This window comes from Ruegeria sp. YKSD163 (assembly GCF_059612905.1).
In genome coordinates this window covers 26,406-45,830 of record NZ_JBXWRM010000003.1, presented here as the reverse complement: position 1 = coordinate 45,830, position 19,425 = coordinate 26,406, and the positions used below count along the sequence as shown (strand labels likewise).

General features: G+C 62.1%; 17 protein-coding genes. 13 read left to right on the top strand and 4 right to left on the bottom strand.

What is annotated here, in order from left to right; translation table 11 throughout:
* Positions 1–3 precede the first annotated feature (3 nt).
* From AC2FNA_RS05615 to AC2FNA_RS05605, 3 genes are read left to right on the top strand one after another with little or no spacing between them, the layout of a single operon-like run.
* Positions 4–1,095, top strand: coding sequence for a microcin C ABC transporter permease YejB (locus AC2FNA_RS05615; protein ID WP_496825068.1), 1,092 nt, complete (start codon positions 4–6; stop codon positions 1,093–1,095).
* Between the two features lie 3 nt (positions 1,096–1,098).
* Entirely contained in the window at positions 1,099–2,205 is a 1,107-nt protein-coding gene (locus tag AC2FNA_RS05610) for an ABC transporter permease (RefSeq protein WP_496825067.1), read from the top strand.
* Positions 2,202–3,782: an ABC transporter ATP-binding protein gene (locus AC2FNA_RS05605; protein WP_496825066.1), complete on the top strand. Its 1,581-nt coding sequence runs from the start codon at positions 2,202–2,204 to the stop codon at positions 3,780–3,782. The genes AC2FNA_RS05610 and AC2FNA_RS05605 overlap by 4 nt, the downstream gene beginning before the upstream one ends.
* A 74-nt stretch (positions 3,783–3,856) precedes the next feature.
* Here the strand turns inward: AC2FNA_RS05605 and AC2FNA_RS05600 are convergent, their stop codons facing one another.
* Together AC2FNA_RS05600 and hemN are read right to left on the bottom strand one after the other, a co-directional pair.
* Positions 3,857–5,785, bottom strand: coding sequence for an elongation factor G (locus AC2FNA_RS05600; protein WP_496825065.1), 1,929 nt, complete (start codon positions 5,783–5,785; stop codon positions 3,857–3,859).
* 248 nt (positions 5,786–6,033) lie between these two features.
* Positions 6,034–7,389 (bottom strand): oxygen-independent coproporphyrinogen III oxidase, encoded by a 1,356-nt coding sequence (gene hemN, locus AC2FNA_RS05595; protein WP_496825064.1) that lies wholly within the window; start codon positions 7,387–7,389, stop codon positions 6,034–6,036.
* 64 nt (positions 7,390–7,453) lie between these two features.
* Here hemN and fnrL point away from each other — a divergent pair, with 64 nt between their 5' ends.
* Positions 7,454–8,197, top strand: coding sequence for a transcriptional regulator FnrL (gene fnrL, locus AC2FNA_RS05590; protein WP_496825063.1), 744 nt, complete (start codon positions 7,454–7,456; stop codon positions 8,195–8,197).
* Between the two features lie 72 nt (positions 8,198–8,269).
* On the opposite strand, the gene AC2FNA_RS05585 is transcribed toward fnrL, so the two are convergent.
* Positions 8,270–9,142, bottom strand: coding sequence for a LysR family transcriptional regulator (locus AC2FNA_RS05585; protein WP_496825062.1), 873 nt, complete (start codon positions 9,140–9,142; stop codon positions 8,270–8,272).
* 98 nt (positions 9,143–9,240) lie between these two features.
* On the opposite strand from AC2FNA_RS05585, the gene glyA reads away from it, so the two are divergent.
* Genes glyA through AC2FNA_RS05570 form a run of 3 tightly spaced genes read left to right on the top strand, consistent with a single transcriptional unit; the run spans position 9,241 to position 12,649 of the window.
* Positions 9,241–10,563: a serine hydroxymethyltransferase gene (glyA, locus tag AC2FNA_RS05580; RefSeq protein ID WP_496825061.1), complete on the top strand. Its 1,323-nt coding sequence runs from the start codon at positions 9,241–9,243 to the stop codon at positions 10,561–10,563.
* 60 nt (positions 10,564–10,623) lie between these two features.
* Positions 10,624–10,878: a GlsB/YeaQ/YmgE family stress response membrane protein gene (locus tag AC2FNA_RS05575; RefSeq protein ID WP_496825060.1), complete on the top strand. Its 255-nt coding sequence runs from the start codon at positions 10,624–10,626 to the stop codon at positions 10,876–10,878.
* Between the two features lie 31 nt (positions 10,879–10,909).
* Positions 10,910–12,649: an adenylate/guanylate cyclase domain-containing protein gene (locus tag AC2FNA_RS05570; RefSeq protein WP_496825059.1), complete on the top strand. Its 1,740-nt coding sequence runs from the start codon at positions 10,910–10,912 to the stop codon at positions 12,647–12,649.
* A gap of 12 nt (positions 12,650–12,661) precedes the next feature.
* Here AC2FNA_RS05570 and AC2FNA_RS05565 read toward each other — a convergent pair whose 3' ends face one another.
* Positions 12,662–13,501 carry a universal stress protein gene (locus AC2FNA_RS05565; protein ID WP_234178008.1) on the bottom strand — a complete coding sequence of 280 codons (840 nt, stop codon included), beginning with the start codon at positions 13,499–13,501 and terminating at the stop codon, positions 12,662–12,664.
* A 191-nt stretch (positions 13,502–13,692) separates the two neighbouring features.
* Between AC2FNA_RS05565 and ccoN the strand changes: the two genes are divergently transcribed.
* The 6 genes from ccoN (at position 13,693) to AC2FNA_RS05535 (ending at position 19,425) form a co-directional block, all read left to right on the top strand.
* Complete coding sequence (gene ccoN, locus AC2FNA_RS05560; RefSeq protein WP_234167642.1) at positions 13,693–15,300, top strand: cytochrome-c oxidase, cbb3-type subunit I; 1,608 nt, start codon at positions 13,693–13,695, stop codon at positions 15,298–15,300.
* A gap of 14 nt (positions 15,301–15,314) precedes the next feature.
* Complete coding sequence (gene ccoO, locus AC2FNA_RS05555; protein WP_011049205.1) at positions 15,315–16,043, top strand: cytochrome-c oxidase, cbb3-type subunit II; 729 nt, start codon at positions 15,315–15,317, stop codon at positions 16,041–16,043.
* Between the two features lie 10 nt (positions 16,044–16,053).
* On the top strand, positions 16,054–16,290 hold the full coding sequence (locus AC2FNA_RS05550) for a cbb3-type cytochrome c oxidase subunit 3 (protein WP_496825058.1): 237 nt from the start codon (positions 16,054–16,056) through the stop codon (positions 16,288–16,290).
* Positions 16,287–17,153: a cytochrome-c oxidase, cbb3-type subunit III gene (gene ccoP / locus AC2FNA_RS05545; RefSeq protein ID WP_234138787.1), complete on the top strand. Its 867-nt coding sequence runs from the start codon at positions 16,287–16,289 to the stop codon at positions 17,151–17,153. Before AC2FNA_RS05550 ends, ccoP begins: the two co-directional genes overlap by 4 nt.
* 482 nt (positions 17,154–17,635) lie before the next feature.
* A complete protein-coding gene (gene ccoG / locus AC2FNA_RS05540) occupies positions 17,636–18,964 on the top strand; it encodes a cytochrome c oxidase accessory protein CcoG (protein WP_496825267.1) in 1,329 nt (442 codons plus the stop codon).
* Positions 18,965–18,966: 2 nt separating this feature from the next.
* On the top strand, positions 18,967–19,425 hold the full coding sequence (locus AC2FNA_RS05535) for a FixH family protein (RefSeq protein WP_234138789.1): 459 nt from the start codon (positions 18,967–18,969) through the stop codon (positions 19,423–19,425).

Below are 19,425 nucleotides of genomic sequence, written 5' to 3'. Positions count from 1 at the left end.
TCGATGGGTGCCTATATCCTCAGACGATTGCTTTTGGTGATCCCGACGTTGCTTGGGATCATGCTGGTCAATTTCGTGCTGGTGCAATTCGTGCCGGGTGGACCGGTGGATCAGGCCATCGCGCAGTTGCAGGGCGGCGGCGATGTATTCGAAGGTTTCGCAGGCCAGGGCAACGACGCGCAGTTGAACAGCCAGACAAATGCGGTGAACGACCGCTATATCGGTGCGCGCGGCCTGCCGCCGGAATTCATCAAGGAATTGGAGGAGCTTTACGGGCTCGACAAGCCGGCGCACGAACGGTTCCTGCTGATGCTGTGGAACTATCTGCATCTGGATTTCGGCGAGAGCTATTTCCGCAAGATCGACGTTGTCGATCTGGTTTTGGAGAAGATGCCGGTCTCGATCACGCTGGGCCTGTGGTCGACGTTGATCGCCTACGCGATCTCGATCCCGTTGGGCATCCGCAAGGCGGTGCGCGATGGCTCGCGTTTTGACACCTGGACCAGCGGGTTGATCATCGCGGCCTATGCGATCCCGGGGTTCCTGTTTGCCATCCTGCTCTTGGTGCTGTTCGCCGGGGGCAGCTATTGGCAGATCTTTCCGCTGAGGGGCCTCACCTCGGACAATTTCTCGGACCTGTCTTTGCTGGGAAAGGTGCTGGATTATTTCTGGCACATTGCCCTGCCGCTGACCGCCTATACCATCGGCGCCTTCACCACGCTGACCCTGCTGACCAAGAACAGCTTTTTGGACGAGATCAAGAAGCAATACGTGATCACCGCCCGCGCCAAGGGGCTGAGCGAAAGCCGGGTGCTGTACGGCCATGTGTTCCGTAACGCGATGCTTATCGTGATCTCAGGCTTTCCGGGCGTGTTCCTGTCGGTTTTTCTGGGCGGCTCGCTGATCATCGAGACGATCTTCTCGCTCGACGGTCTGGGCCGGCTGGGGTTCGAGGCGACGGTGGCGCGCGACTATCCGGTGATGTTCGGCACGCTCTTCGTGTTCGGCCTGATCGGTCTGTTGGTCGGTATCCTGTCGGACCTGACCTATGTGCTGGTCGATCCCCGCATCGACTTTGAGCGGCGGGAGGGCTGAGCCATGCGCCTGTCACCGCTGAACCAGCGCCGCTGGAACAATTTTTGCCGCAACCGCCGCGCCTTCTGGTCGCTGATCGTGTTCTCGATCCTGTTCGGGGTCTCGCTGTTTGCCGAGTTCCTGGCCAATGACAAACCGATCCTCGTCAGCTATCGCGGTGAGTTGCGGATGCCGATCTTCTCATTCTACCCCGAAACCGCCTTTGGTGGCGATTTCCAGACCGAGGCGATCTATCGCGACCCCGAGGTGAAATGCCTGATCGCTAGCGGCGGCATCGAAGACTGTTTCGACGATCCCGAAGGAGTGATCGAACAGATCGAGGCGGGCACCTATCAGGCCGAGGGATTCGAACAGGGCTGGGCCATCTGGCCGCCTATCCCCTATTCCTATCGCACCTCGGTCGATCGCCCAGGCGCGGCACCGCTGCCCCCGAACGAGCAGAACCTGCTGGGCACCGACGACACCAAGCGCGACGTGCTGGCGCGGGTGATCTACGGGTTCCGTCTGTCGATCCTGTTCGCGCTGATCGTGACCTTTGCCGCCTCGATCATCGGGGTGATCGCGGGTGCGATACAGGGGTTCTTTGGCGGTCGTACCGACCTGATCATGCAGCGGGTGATCGAGATCTGGGGAGCCACGCCGGGCCTGTACGTGATCATCATCATGTTCTCGATCTTTCAGCGCAGTTTCTGGATGCTGGTCATCATCTCGATCCTGTTTGGCTGGACCGCTCTGGTGGGCGTGGTCCGGGCCGAGTTCCTGCGCGCCCGAAACCTGGAATATGTGCGCGCGGCGCGGGCGCTGGGTGTCAGCGACTGGACCATCATGTTCCGCCACATGCTGCCCAATGCGATGGTGGCCACGGTCACCATCCTGCCGTTCCTGGTCACCGGGTCCATTGGCGGGCTGGCCTCGCTCGATTTCCTTGGCTTTGGTCTGCCCTCTTCGGCCCCGTCGCTGGGCGAGCTGACCTTGCAGGCCAAACAGAACCTGCAGGCGCCGTGGCTGGCCTTCACAGCGTTTTTCACCTTTGCCATCATGCTGTCGCTGCTGGTCTTCATCTTCGAAGGCGTGCGCGATGCATTCGACCCCAGAAAGACCTTCTCATGAGTGCGCTTCTCGAGGTCAAAGGGCTGAATGTCTCGTTCCGTCAGGATGGGCGGATCAGCCAGGCGGTGCGCGGCGTGTCCTTCACGGTGAACCGGGGGGAAACCGTTGCTCTGGTGGGCGAAAGCGGTTCGGGCAAATCGGTCTCGGCGCTCTCGACCGTGTCGCTCTTGGGGGACAGCGCGATTGTCGAAGGCTCGGTCACCTATGACGGGCAAGAGATGATCGGCGCCAGTGAGCAGCGGCTGATGGATGTGCGCGGCAACGATATCAGCTTTATCTTTCAAGAGCCGATGACCTCGCTCAATCCGCTGCACACGATCCGCAAGCAGATGGCGGAATCGCTGGCCCTGCACCAGGGGCTGGTGGGCGAGGCGGCACAGACGCGCATTCTGGAATTGCTGGTCAAGGTCGGTATCCGTGACCCCGAAACCCGGCTCGATGCCTATCCGCACCAGTTGAGCGGCGGACAGCGGCAAAGGGTGATGATCGCCATGGCGCTGGCCAACAAGCCCGACATCCTGATCGCGGACGAGCCGACCACGGCGCTGGATGTGACAATCCAGGCCCAGATCCTCGAATTGCTGGCCGATCTCCAGCGGGAGGAGAACATGGGGATGCTGTTCATCACCCATGATCTGGGCATCGTGCGGCGGATCGCCGACCGGGTCTGCGTGATGAAGGCGGGAGAGATCGTCGAGAGCGGCAGGACCGAAGAGATTTTCGCCAATCCCCGGCATCCGTATACGCGCAAGCTGTTGGCAGCCGAACCCAAGGGGCGACCCGACCCGGTGCGCTCAGGGGCCGAAGAGGTGGCCCGCACCGATCACCTGCGGGTCTGGTTCCCGATTCAGCGCGGTTTTCTGCGGCGCACTGTGGGGCATGTAAAGGCGGTGAACGACGCCTCGATTTCCGTGCGCGCGGGCGAGACCCTGGGCATCGTGGGCGAAAGCGGCTCTGGCAAGACAACGCTAGCGCTGGCGATCATGCGGCTGATTGGCTCCGAGGGCGGCATCACCTTTCGCGGTGAGGATGTACGCGGCTGGTCCACGCGCGAGCTGCGCCGGTTGCGCAAGGACATGCAGATCGTGTTTCAGGATCCATTCGGCAGCCTCAGTCCTCGGATGACCTGCGCCCAGATCATTTCTGAGGGGTTGGCGATCCACAAGGTCGACCCCCACCGCGCGCCGCGTGAGCTGGTAGCCGAGGTGATGCGGGAGGTGGGGCTGGATCCTGCCACGATGGACCGCTACCCGCATGAGTTCTCTGGCGGTCAACGGCAGCGTATCGCCATCGCACGGGCCATGGTGCTGCGGCCCAGGTTGCTGGTGCTGGATGAGCCTACATCGGCCTTGGACATGACGGTGCAGGTGCAGATCGTGGCGCTGCTTCGAGAGCTGCAACGCAAGTACGGTCTGGCCTATCTGTTCATCAGCCACGACCTGAAGGTGGTGCGGGCGATGTCACATAAGGTCATCGTGATGCGTCAGGGCGATGTGATCGAAATGGGCGAGACCGAGGCGCTGTTTACCAACGCACAGACCGACTATACCCGCAGCCTGATCGCGGCGGCAGGGTAGGTCGCCGTTTTCCGATACGGAAAACGGCCCGGAAAACAGGTGTTTCCCGGGCCGGAATTCTTGCAGAATTCCGGTCAGCCTGCGGCTGCGGTTTCGCGGGACGGTTTCGGGACCGGGCCGCGCAACTCCTCGTAGTGATCGAAGCTCAACCTGACCCAGCCGGTGCCCCGGCTGGAACTGGCCAGCACCCGGTGCAACTCGTCTTCGGCGACTGCTGGCAGCAGGGCGTTGAAGATCTCCCAGCCTGCGGCCGAGGGATGCGCCTCGAAGCCCAACACCTGACCCTGGAGGCCGCTGATCGCCGGTACCAGATCGCCGACAAATACCGAAGGCAGGTGAATCTCGGCTCGCAGGATGGGTTGCAACACCACCGGCTTTGCTTGTGGAATCGCCTCGCGCACCGCCGCCTTGCCGGCGGTGCGGAAGGCGTAATCGGAACTGTCTACCGCGTGATGTTTGCCATCCTTCAGTGTCACTTTCACATCAACTACCGGGAAACCCTCTGGACCGCGCGCCAGCGCCTCTTCTGCCCCCTGCGCAACCGAGGGAATATAGGTCTTGGGCACCGCGCCGCCTTTGACCACTTCGTCGAACTGGAACCCGGCCCCGCGCGGCAGCGGCTCGACCGTCAGCAGCACATCGGCGAACTGACCGGCACCGCCAGATTGCTTGCGATGGCGATAATGGTGTTCAACAGGTTTCTGGATCGTCTCGCGATAGGCCGTCGCCACCGGTTCCGAGGTGATCTCGACGCCAAAGTCCTCGGCCAGCTTGGTTGCGATCCGGCGCAGGTGCTGTGGCCCCTGACAGCCCAGCACCGCATGGCCGGTGGCGTCGTCGGACGAAACATGTAGGCCCGGGTCGATCTCGTTCATTCGGGCCAGCGCAGCGGACAGCCGGGCATCGTCGCGTTCATGCGCCGGGCTGACCAATTGGCGGTGACCCGGCGGATGGCTGCGTGCCCAATCGGGCAATTCCGTCGCGCCGGCACTGTCATAGATATGGCCTGGCCGCAGGTGTTCGGATTTCACCGCCAACCCGATCTGACCCGCCGCCAGCGCACCGATCTGGCTGCGGGCGTCCAGTTCCATCAGGCTGCCGACGGTATCGCCTCCCAGCGCCTCATGCGCCTTTACCCCATCGCCAAGGCCCCGCAGCACCACGATCTTGCCCATGTGTTTCTTGACATCGGCAAATCCCGCGATGGCGCGCGCCTGTTCGCTGGCTGCATCGCGACCGGCGGCAATATCGAATTCGGGGGCCTCGTGGCGCAGCGCCTTCATCATCCGGGTCAGCCCGTTGCCATGGCTCGCCGCGCCCAGATAGGCCGGGATCAACTGGTGATTCTGCGACACTCGGGCCGCCAGGTCATATACTTCGGCACTGGGCGGTTGGCGGTCCTCGATCAGTTGTTCGAGAAGATGATCGTCGAAATCCGACAGCGCCTCGAGCAATTCGGCGCGCGCTTCCTGTTCACGCTCGACCGCCGCAGCGGGCAGTTCGATCAGGGCCGAGGGTTCGCCCTCGCGGTATTTCCAGGCCCGCTCCGAGATCAGGTCCACCGCGCCCACCACCTGATCTCCCTCGCGGATCGGCACCTGGCGCAGGGCGATGTGATGGGTGCAATAGGCCTGAAGCGCCGCGACGATGTCGCGGATACGGCCGTTGGGGTTGTCCAGACGGTTGATGAACAGAAAGGCCGGAATGCCGGCCTCTTCGACAAGTCGCAGGTAGGGTGCGCACAGCACCGCCGCCTCGGGGTCGGGTGGCACCACGATCACGGCCGCGTCCGAGATCGCCATGGCCGGGCCGGCAAAGGCCAGCGCATCGCTGCCGCCATCCACGTCGATTGCGCACCAGGGTTCCTCCAAATAAGAAAAACCGTGCAGATGCACGGTTTCGGAAAGGTCGAATGTGGTCGGGCGGCTGTCGAGGCGACTGATGGCCTCGACCAGCGTGGACTTGCCGGATTGGCTCGGTCCGAGAACGGTGAATACGCGCATGGAGGCTATCCCTTTTCTTGCTGCAATCCTGTTTTCTGCTCCGCAACCAGAGTTCGTACGAATGCCGTCGCATCGCATGCCTGTGATGCATCAATAGCCTGCCTCAGCGGCAAGGTCGCTGCGCCGTCCGGTCCAACCAATGTCGGGTGCAGGGCAACCCGCCCTGCCCTGAGTGTGTGAAATCCGGCGCGTGGCCGTCAAGTCCCTTGGCGAAAATGGGCGGGAAAGCCGCACTGCCGTATGACCGATCAAATCGCCGAACTGTGCCCGGCCTTGCTGAGGTCATAGGCGTCAAACACCCGTGCCACCATCCGTGTCAGCGCCCGCGCTTCTTGCGGGATGAACAGCCCGTCCGAGGTGATTCGCAGCAGGCCATCGAACGCCTCGTTGGCGGTGCGGAACATTTGATCCAGCTCCTCGGCGGACACATCGTGATCGCGCAGGATCTCGGCCCGATCGATGCGGAAATCGCACATCAGCGCCTCGATCAGGCGAGCGCGCATCACGTCCTGCCCCTTGAACAGGTGGCCGCGCGCGGTTGAAAATCGCCCGGCCCGAATGGCGCCGGTGTGGGCAGAGGTGGCCGGTGCGTTCTGCGCGTAACCCTGTGGGAATCGAGAGATCGAACTGGCGCCCACACCTATCAGAACATCGGCCTGATCGTCGGTATAGCCCTGGAAATTGCGGCGCAGCTTGCCCGCCTTCAGCGCGCGGGTCAGACCATCGTCCTGGGTGGCGAAATGGTCGATGCCGATCTCGGCGTAATTGTCCCACATGAACAGGCGCCGCGCGGTATCGAACAGGTCGAGCCGCTGTTCCGGCGTCGGCAGCGCGTCCGAGGGAATCAGCTGCTGCCGCTTGGCCATCCAAGGAACATGGGCATAGCCATAGAGCGCCACCCGGTCGGGGTTGAGCGACAAGAGCTTCTGCACGCTTTCGGTCATGCGCGCGCGGGTCTGATGGGGCAGGCCATAGAGGATATCGGCGTTCAAGCTATAGATGCCACGGGCGCGAATCATGTCGACCGCGTCGCGGGTGACGTCATAGCCCTGAATGCGGCCGATGGTTTTCTGGATCTCGTCATCGAAATCCTGCACCCCGATCGAAGCGCGGTTCATCCCCGCCTCGGCCAGTGCGTCCAGCCGGGCCGGGTCGATCTCGTTGGGATCGATCTCGACCGAGAATTCGGCCTCGGGCCCCAGTGGGACCGTGTCGAAAATGCTGCGCGCCAGATCGCGCATCAACTCGGGGTTCAGCAAGGTCGGCGTGCCGCCACCCCAATGCAGGCGCGACAGGTGCACGCCCTCGGGCAGGCACTCGGCCAGCAATGCAAGCTCGGCCTTGAGCGTATCGACATAGGCGATGACCGGATTGTCGGTCTGGGTGCCCTGAGTGCGACAAGCGCAGAACCAGCAGAGTCGGCGGCAGAAGGGCACATGAACATAGAGCGAGATCGCGCTGCCGGGGGAAATTCCCGAAATCCACTCGCCAAAACGATCTGACCCTACGTCATTGCTGAAATGGGGGGCGGTCGGGTAGCTTGTGTATCTCGGTACTTTCGCGTCAAAAAGTCCGAGCCGTGCCAATTGTGATTTCGCTATCATGCGAGTACCGTTATGAGAGCGGTCCGTGAAGGACCTTGACTCAGATCAAGTAGGACCGAATTCCATGAGCACCTCGCCTCAGCTTTGCCATTCCAACTGCGACGATTGCCCGATCCGGCACCGTGCCGTCTGCGCGCATTGCGATACGGATGAGTTGGAGGAGCTGGAAGAGATCAAGTACTATCGCAGCTTCGAGGCCGGGCAGACCGTGATCTGGTCAGGCGATCAGATGAGTTTCGTTGGGTCCGTCGTTTCCGGCATCGCCACGCTGACCCAGACGATGGAAGACGGTCGCACTCAGATGGTGGGCCTGCTGTTGCCCTCGGATTTTGTCGGTCGGCCGGGGCGCGAAGGGGCGCCTTATGACGTTGTGGCGACCACCGATCTGGTCATGTGTTGTTTCCGCAAGAAACCGTTCGAAGAGCTGATGGCGCGCACCCCGCATATCGCGCATCGGCTGCTGGAAATGACGCTGGACGAACTGGATGCGGCGCGCGAATGGATGCTGGTGCTGGGCCGCAAGACCGCGCGCGAGAAGATCGCCAGCCTGTTGTCGATCATCGCCCGCCGTGATGCCTCGCTGACCAAGCGGGGCATGAGCGGGCCGATGGTGTTCGACCTGCCGCTGACCCGCGAGGCGATGGCCGACTATCTGGGCCTGACACTGGAAACGGTGAGCCGCCAGATCTCGGCGCTGAAAAAGGACGGGGTGATTCACCTCGAAGGCAAGCGCCACGTCACCATCCCGGACATGGGCCGGTTGATGGAGGAAGCGGGCGACGATACCGACGGCGGTTTTCTGGTCTGAGACCGGAAATATGCGAGGCTTTGCCTCGCGCTCCGGAGTATCTATCGCGAAATGAAGGGGGTGGGCCGCGGCTCAACTCTGGCGCCGCAGCCAATCGGCCACGCGCCGGGCGGCGGAGCCGGGCGCCAGCGGGCGTGGTGCCCAGAGACGCAAGGCGTGCGGCAGGGTGACCCGGGTTGCGAAGGGTGCAACCAGCTGCCCGCGCGCCAGAAACGGGGAGATCAGCGCCTCATGCCCCATCAGCACCCCGGCGCCGTTCACCGTTTCCTCGACCGCTAGCGCATAGAGCGAGAACTCGGGACCGCGCGGCACAAAGGTCTGGCCGGGTAGGGCAGCCGCCATCCAGAACGACCAGTCGCCATGCCATGTAGTGTCGATAAGACAGGGCAGGTGGCGCAGGTCCTCGGGCCGGTTCAACCGCCCCACCAGAGCGGGTGCGCAGACCGGGGTGATCGTGTCGGCGGCCAACTCGTCGCCCGGGCCATCGCCGAAGAACAGGCAAAGATCGAAGGGCGCGCGTTTCAGATCGGGTGGCTGTTCCATCGCGGTAACCGAGATCTCGATCTCGGGGGCCGCGGCGCGCAGACCGGGCAGGCGCGGCGACAGCCAGAGCTGTGCGACCGAGGGCAGGGCCGCCACATGTACCACCTGCGGCTTGGCGCCGGTGCGAAGGTCATGGCTGACCGTGGCCAGCCGGTCGAAAGCGCCGGTCAGATCGGGCAGAACATCGGCCGCGAGAGCGGTGAGGGTGACGCCCCGAGCGCTGCGGTCGAAGAGTGGCGCGCCCAGCATATCCTCGAGCTGCTTGATCTGAGCCGAGACCGCGCCGGGACTGACGCCCAGTTCGTCGGCGGCGGCGGCGAAACCGCCCAGTCGCGCAGCGGCCTCGAATGCGCGCAGGGCATTCAGTGGCAGGGGGCGGGGGCGTGGCGGGGCGACGGGCATCAGGAAGCCTTAGATTTTCTGACCCTAATTTTCCCGGAAACTGATTTGCGCGCAAGAGGTGGTTTGGTGATCCTGCGGGCAGAGATACGGAGGATTCCATGCCACAGCTTGCCGCCCGCCCCTGGGTGCCCGCCCATTGCGAAACCCGCGTTCAGCAGATCGCCGACACGACTGCGCGCGCCGACAGCGCCGCGATAGATGCGCGTCTGGAGGCGCTGATCGAGAAAAACCATGTGATCCATGATGTGGAGTGTTTCAACCTGAACCCCGCGACCAATGTGATGAATCCACACGCCGAAGCTGCGCTTGCGCGTGGTTTGGGCAGCCGTCCCTCGCTGGGCTATCCCGGTGACAAATACGAGATGGGTCTGGAAGCGATCGAAGAGATCGAGGTGATCGCCGCCGAACTCGCCGCACGGGTTTTCAACGCGCGCTATGCCGAAATACGCGTCGGATCGGGCGCGCTGGCAAATCTGTATGGGTTCATGGCGCTGACCCGGCCCGGTGACACGATCATCGCACCGCCGGCCAGCATCGGCGGTCATGTCACCCACCACGGGGCTGGTTGCGCGGGCCTTTATGGACTGAATACCATCGAGGCGCCGGTGGATGTGGACGGCTACAGTCTGGATCTGGTGTCGCTCGCTGAACTGGCCGAGCGGCACCGGCCCAAGCTGATTACCGTGGGCGGCTCGCTGAATCTCTTTCCGCATCCGGTGGCCGCGGTGCGCGAGATCGCCGACCGGGTCGGCGCCAAGGTTCTGTTCGACGCGGCACATCAATGCGGGATCATCGCCGGTGGCGTCTGGGCCAACCCGCTGGACGAGGGGGCGCATCTGATGACGATGAGCACCTACAAGAGTCTTGGCGGGCCTGCGGGCGGGCTGATCGTGACCAATGATGCCGAGATCGCTGAGAGGCTGGATGCCATCGCCTTTCCCGGCATGACCGCCAATTTCGACGCGGCGAAATCGGCGGCGTTGGCGATCTCGCTGCTGGACTGGGTCGATCATGGTGCGGCCTATGGCCAGGCCATGGTCGATCTGGCGCAGGCGCTGGCCGCCGAACTGGAGGCGCTGGGCATGCCGGTCTTCCATGGGGCGGGAGGGGCCACTGCCTCGCACCAATTCGCGGTCGAGGCGGCGCGGTTCGGCGGCGGTCAGGCCGCGTCGAAGATGCTGCGCCGGGCGGGGTTCCTGGCTTGCGGTATCGGCCTGCCGATAGCACCGATTTCGGGGGATATGAACGGCCTCCGGATCGGGACGCCGGAACTGGTGCGGCGTGGGGTGACATCGGACCACGCCGCCGAACTGGCCTGGCTGATCACGCAAGCCCTGACCGGCAACGACCCCGAGGCGGTGGCCGCAAGGACCCGCGAAATGCGGGGCCGCTTCCAAGGGATGCACTACATCAGGTCGTGACCGGTCCGTTGATCCGTGCTCTACTCCCTTGAAGGCCTCAGAATTCGGGAGACAGGGATCATGCAGTTCGAAAGCCTGTTCGTGATGCTTATTGTGGGTGTTCTGGCCGGATGGTTATCCGGCCGGATCATGGCGGGACGTGGGTTCGGCCTGATTGGGAATATGATTGTCGGTGTCGTTGGGGCTTTCCTTGCCGGTTTGATCTTTCCCGCCTTGGGTTTTGCAGTCGGAGGCGGGTTCCTTGCGTCGGTGCTGCATACAACGATCGGAGCCGTGATCCTGCTGTTCCTGATAGGATTGGTCCGCAAGGCATGATGCTTGTGCCTTGAACCGGGGAAATGTCCGTATGGAGAGACGGTTGGCGGCCGTGCTGGTCGCGGATTTTGCGGGCTACAGTTCCCATGTCGGCCGCAACGAGGAACGCGCAGTCCGCGCGGCGCGCGGACATCTGGATGCCATCGAATTGGTCATCGGCCTGCACCGGGGGCGCGTGGTCAAGACGATGGGCGACGGGTTGCTGGCCGAGTTTTCCTCGTCCCGGGATGCAGTGGGCTGTGCGACCGCCATCCAGCATCGGATGATGGACCGAAATGCGTCTTTGGAGGACTCTGAGCATATGCTCTTGCGGGTCGGCGTTCACTCGGGCGAGATCCTATCGGAGAATGGGGATATCTTCGGCGATGACGTGAACATCGCGGCCCGAATCGAGGCCCAGGCACCGAAAGGCGGCGTCGCTGTTTCGGAGCGTGTCCACGACGAAGTGGTCGGCCGATTGGAGATTGCTTTTCGGGATGCAGGCGCGCCGCCGTTGAAGAACATATCGCGCAGCATCCGTCTGTTCGACTGGATGCCGTCTCGGAAGGCCGATGCGCCTGCAGCGCGCCCAAAGGCCGTCGATGACAAACCCTCGTTGGCGGTTCTTCCCTTGACGAACTGGTCGGCTAATCCGGAAACGGAGTACATTGCCGATGGATTGACAGAGGATATCATTTCCGCGTTGGCGCGGGTTCCGTGGCTTTTCGTGATCGCCCGGAACTCGTCCTTTGCGTACAAGGGCACCCCGATGGACGTCCGACAGATCGGCCGGGAACTGGGGGTCAAATATGTTCTGGAAGGCAGCATGCGCATCCAGGGCAACCGGATCCGGGTCAGTGGCCAACTTGCCGACACGGCATCAGGTACACAGGTCTGGTCAGAGCGGTTCGACGGCACCGACGAGGACATATTCGATTTGCAGGACAAGGTGACCGCTGCCGTTGTTGCCGCTGTGGCGCCCACCGTGCAGATGGCCGAGATGCAGCGCGCGGCCCAGAGCGCGCCGGGCAATGCCAGCGCCTATGATTACTATCTGCAAGGGCTGGCAGCGCTGAACCGGGCGCAGGTGGCCAAGGCGGCCGATCTGTTGGATGCAGCGATCAAGGCTTCACCGGACTATGCCAAGGCGATGGCGATCAGGGCGTGGTGCCACACTCTGAACGTGGCTTGGCGTGTCGGGTATGCCCAAGAGACCGACCGGACCAGAGGCGGAGAGCTCGCCAATGCAGCGCTTGATCTTGCCCCGGGAGATCTCGAGGTGGCAGCTTATTCCGGGTACGCGCTTGCCTTTTTTGGCCTGGAGATAGAACGGGGCATGGGGCTGGTCCGGCAAGCATGTGAAGGCTGTCCAAGCTTTGCCTGGGCATGGACCTCGCTCGCGATGCTCGAAGCGTTGCAGGGCGACAGCGACAAGGTGCTGGAGCTTGCGGCGCGCGCGCGTCAACTCAACCCCAAAGATCCTTTGTGGTTTCGCGCACTTGTCGCCATCGCCGCCGTTCATCGGGATGCCGGACGGTTTGAAGAGGCGCTAGAGGCCGCGAACGAGGGATTGCGGCTCAATCCCAATGTCGTGGTGCTTTATGTCCATTCGATCTGTTCGCTGTGCGAACTGGACAGGATGGACGAAGCAAAAGCACTGGCTAACCGGCTCTTGGACCTGTCACCCGAATTCTCGGTGTCCCGGTTTCAGGACCACCACAAGTATTTTCGCACTGCATTGCACACCGCGCAGAATACGCGCTTGCTCAGGGCGATGGGGCTACCGGAGTAGCCCCGCGCCGGTTCAATGCGCCATGAAAACGGGAACGGTGGCCTGTTCCAGCATGTTGCGGGTGGCGCCGCCCAGAATGGCCTCGCGGAACCGCGAATGACCATAGGCGCCCATTACCAGCATGTCGGCGCTGGTGTCGGTGGCGTGGCGGTTGAGGATGTCCGACACCCGTGTCATCGTTTTGCTGAGTACGTCGATTTCCACCTTGACGCCATGGCGGGCCAGCATCTGGCTGAGCAGGCCGCCCGGGTCCGAGCGGTCGGGGCCGTGGCGCGGGGGGTCGATTACCACGATCCGTACCAGATCGGCGGCCCGCAGGAAGGGCATCGCCAGCCGGATCGCGCGCATCGCCTCGACGCTTTCATTCCACCCGAGCAGGACGGTGCGCGGCTGTTTCAGCGTTGGCGCGTTGTCGGGCACGACCAGAACCGGGGCGTGCCCTTCGAACATGGCGGCCTCGACGATCGGCTCTGCCTCACTACCGCGATCTTCGCCATAAGGGCGCGACAGCACCACCAGGTCCGAGAACCGGGCGCGATGAGCCACATGGCGACCCAGATCGGCAATCTGGGCAACGCCGCTTTCGGCAGACCAGCGCACGCCGGACTTGCCCAGTGTATCCTGAGCCAGTTTCAGAACCTCTTCGGCCTCGGCATTGGCCCGGTTCAGCGTTTCTTGCAGGATCAGCGCGTTGGCGCCGGCATAGTAATAGCCGGTCTGACTCCGGTCGACGCCAAGGCATAGCGCCTCGGCATGGGCGTCCTGAGCTTCGGCCAGGGCGACCAATTGCGCCAAGGCAGCCGGGGCGAGCTTGGGATCGGTCAGAACGGTCAACAGGGATTTATAGGCCATTTGAACCTCGTGACTGCATTTTTGCCCGGATCGGCCCGGGCGTTTCAATTGAGATATGCGTGTCACACATTTCGGGGTCGCGTCTTGATGCAGATCAAAGCGGCATTTCGCTCAACTCTTCAATTAAGCGACCAGTCTAATCCGTCTGGCGTGGCGTGAGAATCGCGCGGGACAAGGCAAAGGGACGCAATATGTCGAACTATATCAAGCTCATCGCGCTTGGTCTCATCGCGCTGTTCGCGGCGATGGGGATCAACTATGCGCGCGACGTGGCTTACATGGTGCATGCAGTCATCGTGCTGCTTGTCTCCGGTGGGCTGTTCATCTGGACGCTGCGCAAGACCGACGAGGCCGGCGGACTGCTCGACCTTTCGGGCGAATACATGGACGATGTCGTCCGTTACGGTGTCATCGCAACCGCATTCTGGGGCGTCGTCGGCTTTCTGGCCGGGACGTTCATCGCATTTCAACTTGCCTTTCCGGGGCTGAATTTCGAATGGGCCCAGGGTTATGCAAATTTTGGCCGTCTGCGCCCGCTGCACACCTCGGCAGTGATTTTCGCATTTGGTGGTAACGCATTGATCGCAACCTCGTTCTACGTGGTCCAGCGCACCAGCGCAGCACGGCTATGGGGTGGCAATCTGGCGTGGTTCGTGTTCTGGGGTTACCAGCTGTTCATCGTTCTGGCGGCAACCGGCTATCTGCTGGGCGGCACCCAGTCGAAGGAATATGCCGAGCCTGAATGGTACGTTGACCTGTGGCTGACCGTGGTTTGGGTCGCTTATCTGGCTGTGTTCCTGGGCACGATCATCAAGCGCAAGGAACCCCATATCTATGTGGCCAACTGGTTCTATCTGAGCTTTATCGTCACCGTCGCCATGCTGCATGTGGTCAACAACCTGACCATCCCCGTCAGCATCTGGGGTTCGAAGTCGGTCATCGTGTGGCCGGGCGTGCAGGACGCCATGGTGCAATGGTGGTATGGTCACAACGCCGTGGGCTTCTTCCTGACCGCCGGCTTCCTGGGCATGATGTACTATTTCATCCCGAAACAGGCCGAACGTCCGGTGTTCAGCTACAAGCTGTCGATCATCCACTTCTGGGCGCTGATCTTCATCTATATCTGGGCCGGTCCGCACCACCTGCACTATACCGCGCTGCCTGACTGGGCCTCGACGCTTGGCATGGTGTTCTCGGTCGTGCTGTGGATGCCGTCCTGGGGGGGCATGATCAACGGTCTGATGACGCTCTCGGGCGCCTGGGACAAGCTGCGCACCGACCCAATCATCCGTATGATGGTGATTTCGGTCGGTTTCTACGGCATGTCCACCTTCGAAGGCCCGATGATGTCGATCCGCGCAGTGAACTCGCTGTCGCACTACACCGACTGGACCATTGGTCACGTGCACTCTGGTGCGCTGGGTTGGAACGGTATGATCACCTTTGGCGCGCTCTACTTCCTGGTGCCGGTGCTGTGGAAGCGGGATCGTCTCTACTCGCTGAAACTGGTGAACTACCACTTCTGGCTCGCCACTATCGGTATCGTGCTCTACGCCGCCTCGATGTGGGTGACCGGGATCATGGAAGGCCTGATGTGGCGCGAAGTGGATGCAAACGGCTTCCTGGTGAACTCGTTCGCCGACACCGTGGCTGCCAAGTTCCCGATGTATGTGGTGCGTGGTCTGGGCGGGGTCCTGTACCTCACCGGTGCCATCATCATGTGCTACAACCTGTGGATGACCGTTCGGAAGGCACCGGCCAAAGAGGCCAGCCTGTCCGTCGCGGTCCCGGCTGAATAAGGAGGGCCGGAGCAATGGCAATTCTCGACAAACATAAAATCCTCGAGACCAACGCGACCCTCCTGCTGATCTTCAGCTTCCTGGTCGTGACCATCGGCGGCATCGTGCAGATCGCACCGCTGTTCTGGCTGGAAAACACCATCGAGAAGGTGGAGGGCATGCGGCCCTACACCCCTCTCGAGATGGCAGGGCGCGAAGTCTACATTCGCGAAGGCTGCTATGTGTGCCACAGCCAGATGATCCGCCCGATGCGCGACGAGGTCGAACGCTATGGCCATTACTCGCTGGCGGCGGAGTCGATGTACGACCACCCGTTCCAGTGGGGCTCCAAGCGGACCGGGCCCGACCTCGCCCGCGTGGGCGGTCGCTACTCGGACGATTGGCACGTGGATCACATGCGTGACCCGCAGTCGGTGGTGCCGGAATCGGTGATGCCCAAATATGGCTACCTGGAACGCACCATGATCGACGGCAAGTATATCGGTGATCTCATGGCCGCCAATGCGATCGTCGGCGTGCCGTACACGGACGAGATGATCGAAGCCGCGCAAGCCGACTTTGCCGCCCAGGCCGACCCCGACAGCGACTATGACGGGCTGCTGGAACGCTATGGCGACAAGGTCAATGTGCGCAACTTCGACGGTCAGCCGGGTGTCTCCGAGGCCGATGCGCTGATCGCCTATCTGCAAATGCTGGGTACGTTGGTTGATTTCTCGACCTTCACGCCGGACGCGAGCCGCTGAGGAGGGAGATATGGAAGAATATACCCTTCTCCGGCAGTTCGCGGACAGCTGGATGCTGCTTGCACTGTTCGCGTTCTTCATCGGTGTGGTGGTCTGGGTGTTCCGCCCGGGATCGACCAGAACCTATGACGACACCGCCAACATCCCGTTCCGGCATGCGGACGCACCTGCGCCCCGTCAGGGCGATACGGCAGCGCCCCTGCGGGGCAACGACAAACCCGCCACATTCAAGGAGGCGCGGCAATGAGCAAGAAACCTGTTCAGAAACAAGAGGTCGAAACCACCGGCCACAGCTGGGACGGGATCGAGGAATACAACAACCCGCTTCCCCGCTGGTGGCTGTGGACCTTCTATCTCTGCATCATCTGGGGCATCGGCTATACCATTGCCTATCCGGCCTGGCCCATGATCAACTCGGCCACCGCCGGGGTGATGGGCTGGTCGACGCGGGCCAATGTCGCGAACGATATCGCCGCAGTGGAAGAGGCAAACGCTCCGATCAATGCCAAGCTGGAGTCAGTCGAACTGACCGCGATCGCATCGGATGCGGATCTGAACTCCTATGCCGTGTCGGCGGGGTCTGCCGTGTTCAAGACCTGGTGCGCCCAGTGTCACGGCTCGGGTGCCGCCGGTGCGGTCGGTTACCCCAACCTGCTGGATGACGATTGGCTGTGGGGTGGTTCGGTCGAGGAGATCCACGAAACCGTCACTGTCGGTATCCGGAACACGGAAAACGACGATGCGCGCTATTCCGAGATGCCCGCCTTTGGCCGTGACGAGCTGCTGGAGGCCGCCGAAATCGACCAGGTGGTCAATTTCGTGATGTCACTGTCGGGTGAGCCGCAGGATGCCTCTCAGGTGGCGGCCGGTGCAGTGGTCTTTGAGGACAACTGCTCTTCCTGCCATGCCGAGGACGCCACCGGCGACCGCGCGCAGGGCGCCCCTAACCTGGCGGATGCCATCTGGCTCTATGGTGGCGATTACGCTGCGATCGCAGAGTCGGTGAACAACGCCCGCTTTGGCGTGATGCCCCCTTGGGACAGTCGCTTGACCGAAGCGCAGATCCGCGCGGTTTCGGTCTATGTCCACCAGCTGGGCGGTGGCGAGTAGCATAAGGATACCTCCGGGCTGCGATCGCGGCCCGGAGGGTGGCGTCGGCTGTTCGATCTGTTCGCGCGTTTCCTGAACAGCCGGCGCCTTTAGTCATAATCACAAAGCATCCGCCGACCAATCCGGTCGGCGGATCTTTTTTGTGACAGGGGCGCGGAACAGTTAATGGCTTGGGATGCAATCACTATTTCGTGATGATCAGCGAATGGATGCGCCATTTGTACAATGTTTTCGGACGTTTTGGCCGTGTGCGACGTAACGCCCGATGCAATTGCAGCATCAAAAGCTGCGCCACAGATACGCTTTTTGACCCATGTCAAAGTCTGCCGCGCGCGCATCTGGAAGAAGTCGCGCTGTAGAATAGCCAAAACCGGAGTGAGTCCGTGAGCGAGTCGACCCCAGAACCCAGCCTTTACGCCGCCCGAGAGCCCATTTTCCCGCGGCGCGTATCGGGCACGTTCCGCAATCTCAAATGGTTCATCATGGCGGTAACGCTGGGGATTTACTACCTGACGCCCTGGATTCGCTGGGATCGCGGTCCCAGCTTGCCCGACCAAGCTGTGTTGCTGGATATGGCTAACCGGCGCTTTTACTTCTTCTGGATCGAAATCTGGCCGCACGAATTCTATTTTGTCGCGGGTCTGCTGATCATGGCGGGGCTTGGCCTGTTCCTGTTCACTTCGGCATTGGGCCGGGTCTGGTGCGGTTATGCCTGTCCGCAGACAGTGTGGACCGACCTCTTCATCCTGGTCGAACGCTGGATCGAGGGCGACCGCAACGCCCGGCTGCGCCTGCACCGCCAGAAAAAGCTCGATTTCCGCAAGGCGCGGCTGAGGATCACCAAATGGACCACCTGGCTGTTGATCGGTCTCGCCACCGGTGGGGCGTGGGTGTTCTACTTCGCCGATGCGCCGACGCTGCTGCGGGATCTGGTGACCGGCAATGCCCACCCCATTGCATATACGACGATGGCGGTGCTGACCTTTACTACCTTCTTTTTCGGTGGTTTCGCGCGCGAACAGATCTGTATCTACGCCTGCCCCTGGCCGCGTATTCAGGCCGCGATGATGGACGAGGATACGTTGGTTGTAGGCTACCGCGAATGGCGGGGCGAGCCGCGCGGCAAGGGCAAGCGCACGGAGGATTCGGAACTGGGCGATTGCATCGACTGCATGGCCTGCGTCAACGTCTGCCCGGTCGGGATCGATATCCGCGACGGCCAGCAACTGGAATGCATCACCTGCGCGCTGTGTATCGACGCCTGTGACGACATGATGGAGAAGATCGGCAAGCCGCGCGGGCTGATCGACTATATGGCGCTCAAGGACGAAGAGGCCGAGCGTGCCGGTCACCCGCCCAAGAACATCTGGAAGCATATCCTGCGCCCGCGCACCATCATGTATACCAGCCTCTGGTCGCTGGTCGGTTTCGCGTTGCTGTTTGCGCTGTTCATCCGGTCCGACATCGACCTGACGGTGGCCCCGGTTCGCAACCCGACCTTTGTTACCCTTTCGGACGGGTCGATCCGCAACACCTATGACGTGCGCTTGCGCAACAAGCATGGTGAGGAACGCCCGTTCCAACTGTCCGTGGTCGGCGATCCGGCGATGCGGATCGAACTCGAGGGCCTGCCCGATAACAAGGTCGCCGTTCCTGCCGATACCGCCTTTTTGCAGCGGGTCTATATCGTGACACCCAAGGACGCGGCCCCATCTCTAGCGGCCAGTACCGATGTCCGTATCTGGGTCGAGGATCAGAGCAACGGTGAGCGCGCCTATAAGGACACGACATTCAACGGACGGGGGAACTGAAGATGGCTGAGCGCACCTTTACCGGCAAACATGCCGCCATGGTCTTTGTCGGCGCATTCGGTATCATTATCGGGGTGAATATCCTGCTGGCTTATAGCGCGATCAAGACCTTTCCGGGGTTGGAGGTTAAGAACTCCTATGTCGCCAGCCAGGAATTCGATACCCGCCGCGACGCGCAAGAGGCGCTGGGCTGGCATGTGCGCGCCGATGCGACCGGTGGTCTGGTGGTCCTGTCGATCACCGACCAGGCGGGCAAACCGGTCGAGGTTTCCGAGTTGAAGGCGGTGTTGGGTCGCGCCACCCATGTGCAAGAGGATTTCGCGCCCGATTTCGCCTTTGACGGCACGGCCTATGTGGCCAAGGCGGAACTGGGTGATGGCAATTGGAACATCCGCATGGTGGCGCGTGCCGAGGACGGCACCGAATTTATCCAACGCGTCGTTTTGCATGTGAAGGGTTGA

Excerpts from the sequence above, each read along its gene's own strand:
- AC2FNA_RS05550 (WP_496825058.1), top strand. The coding sequence starts at position 16,054 with ATGGAAGAATATACCCTTCTCCGGCAGTTCGCGGACAGCTGGATGCTG.
- glyA (WP_496825061.1), top strand. The coding sequence starts at position 9,241 with ATGCCACAGCTTGCCGCCCGCCCCTGGGTGCCCGCCCATTGCGAAACC.
- hemN (WP_496825064.1), bottom strand. The coding sequence starts at position 7,389 with ATGATAGCGAAATCACAATTGGCACGGCTCGGACTTTTTGACGCGAAA.
- AC2FNA_RS05605 (WP_496825066.1), top strand. The coding sequence starts at position 2,202 with ATGAGTGCGCTTCTCGAGGTCAAAGGGCTGAATGTCTCGTTCCGTCAG.
- ccoO (WP_011049205.1), top strand. The coding sequence starts at position 15,315 with ATGGCAATTCTCGACAAACATAAAATCCTCGAGACCAACGCGACCCTC.
- AC2FNA_RS05535 (WP_234138789.1), top strand. The coding sequence starts at position 18,967 with ATGGCTGAGCGCACCTTTACCGGCAAACATGCCGCCATGGTCTTTGTC.
- AC2FNA_RS05575 (WP_496825060.1), top strand. The coding sequence starts at position 10,624 with ATGCAGTTCGAAAGCCTGTTCGTGATGCTTATTGTGGGTGTTCTGGCC.
- AC2FNA_RS05565 (WP_234178008.1), bottom strand. The coding sequence starts at position 13,501 with ATGGCCTATAAATCCCTGTTGACCGTTCTGACCGATCCCAAGCTCGCC.
- ccoG (WP_496825267.1), top strand. The coding sequence starts at position 17,636 with ATGGCGGTAACGCTGGGGATTTACTACCTGACGCCCTGGATTCGCTGG.
- AC2FNA_RS05600 (WP_496825065.1), bottom strand. The coding sequence starts at position 5,785 with ATGCGCGTATTCACCGTTCTCGGACCGAGCCAATCCGGCAAGTCCACG.
- AC2FNA_RS05570 (WP_496825059.1), top strand. The coding sequence starts at position 10,910 with ATGGAGAGACGGTTGGCGGCCGTGCTGGTCGCGGATTTTGCGGGCTAC.
- fnrL (WP_496825063.1), top strand. The coding sequence starts at position 7,454 with ATGAGCACCTCGCCTCAGCTTTGCCATTCCAACTGCGACGATTGCCCG.
- AC2FNA_RS05585 (WP_496825062.1), bottom strand. The coding sequence starts at position 9,142 with ATGCCCGTCGCCCCGCCACGCCCCCGCCCCCTGCCACTGAATGCCCTG.
- ccoN (WP_234167642.1), top strand. The coding sequence starts at position 13,693 with ATGTCGAACTATATCAAGCTCATCGCGCTTGGTCTCATCGCGCTGTTC.
- ccoP (WP_234138787.1), top strand. The coding sequence starts at position 16,287 with ATGAGCAAGAAACCTGTTCAGAAACAAGAGGTCGAAACCACCGGCCAC.
- AC2FNA_RS05610 (WP_496825067.1), top strand. The coding sequence starts at position 1,099 with ATGCGCCTGTCACCGCTGAACCAGCGCCGCTGGAACAATTTTTGCCGC.
- AC2FNA_RS05615 (WP_496825068.1), top strand. The coding sequence starts at position 4 with ATGGGTGCCTATATCCTCAGACGATTGCTTTTGGTGATCCCGACGTTG.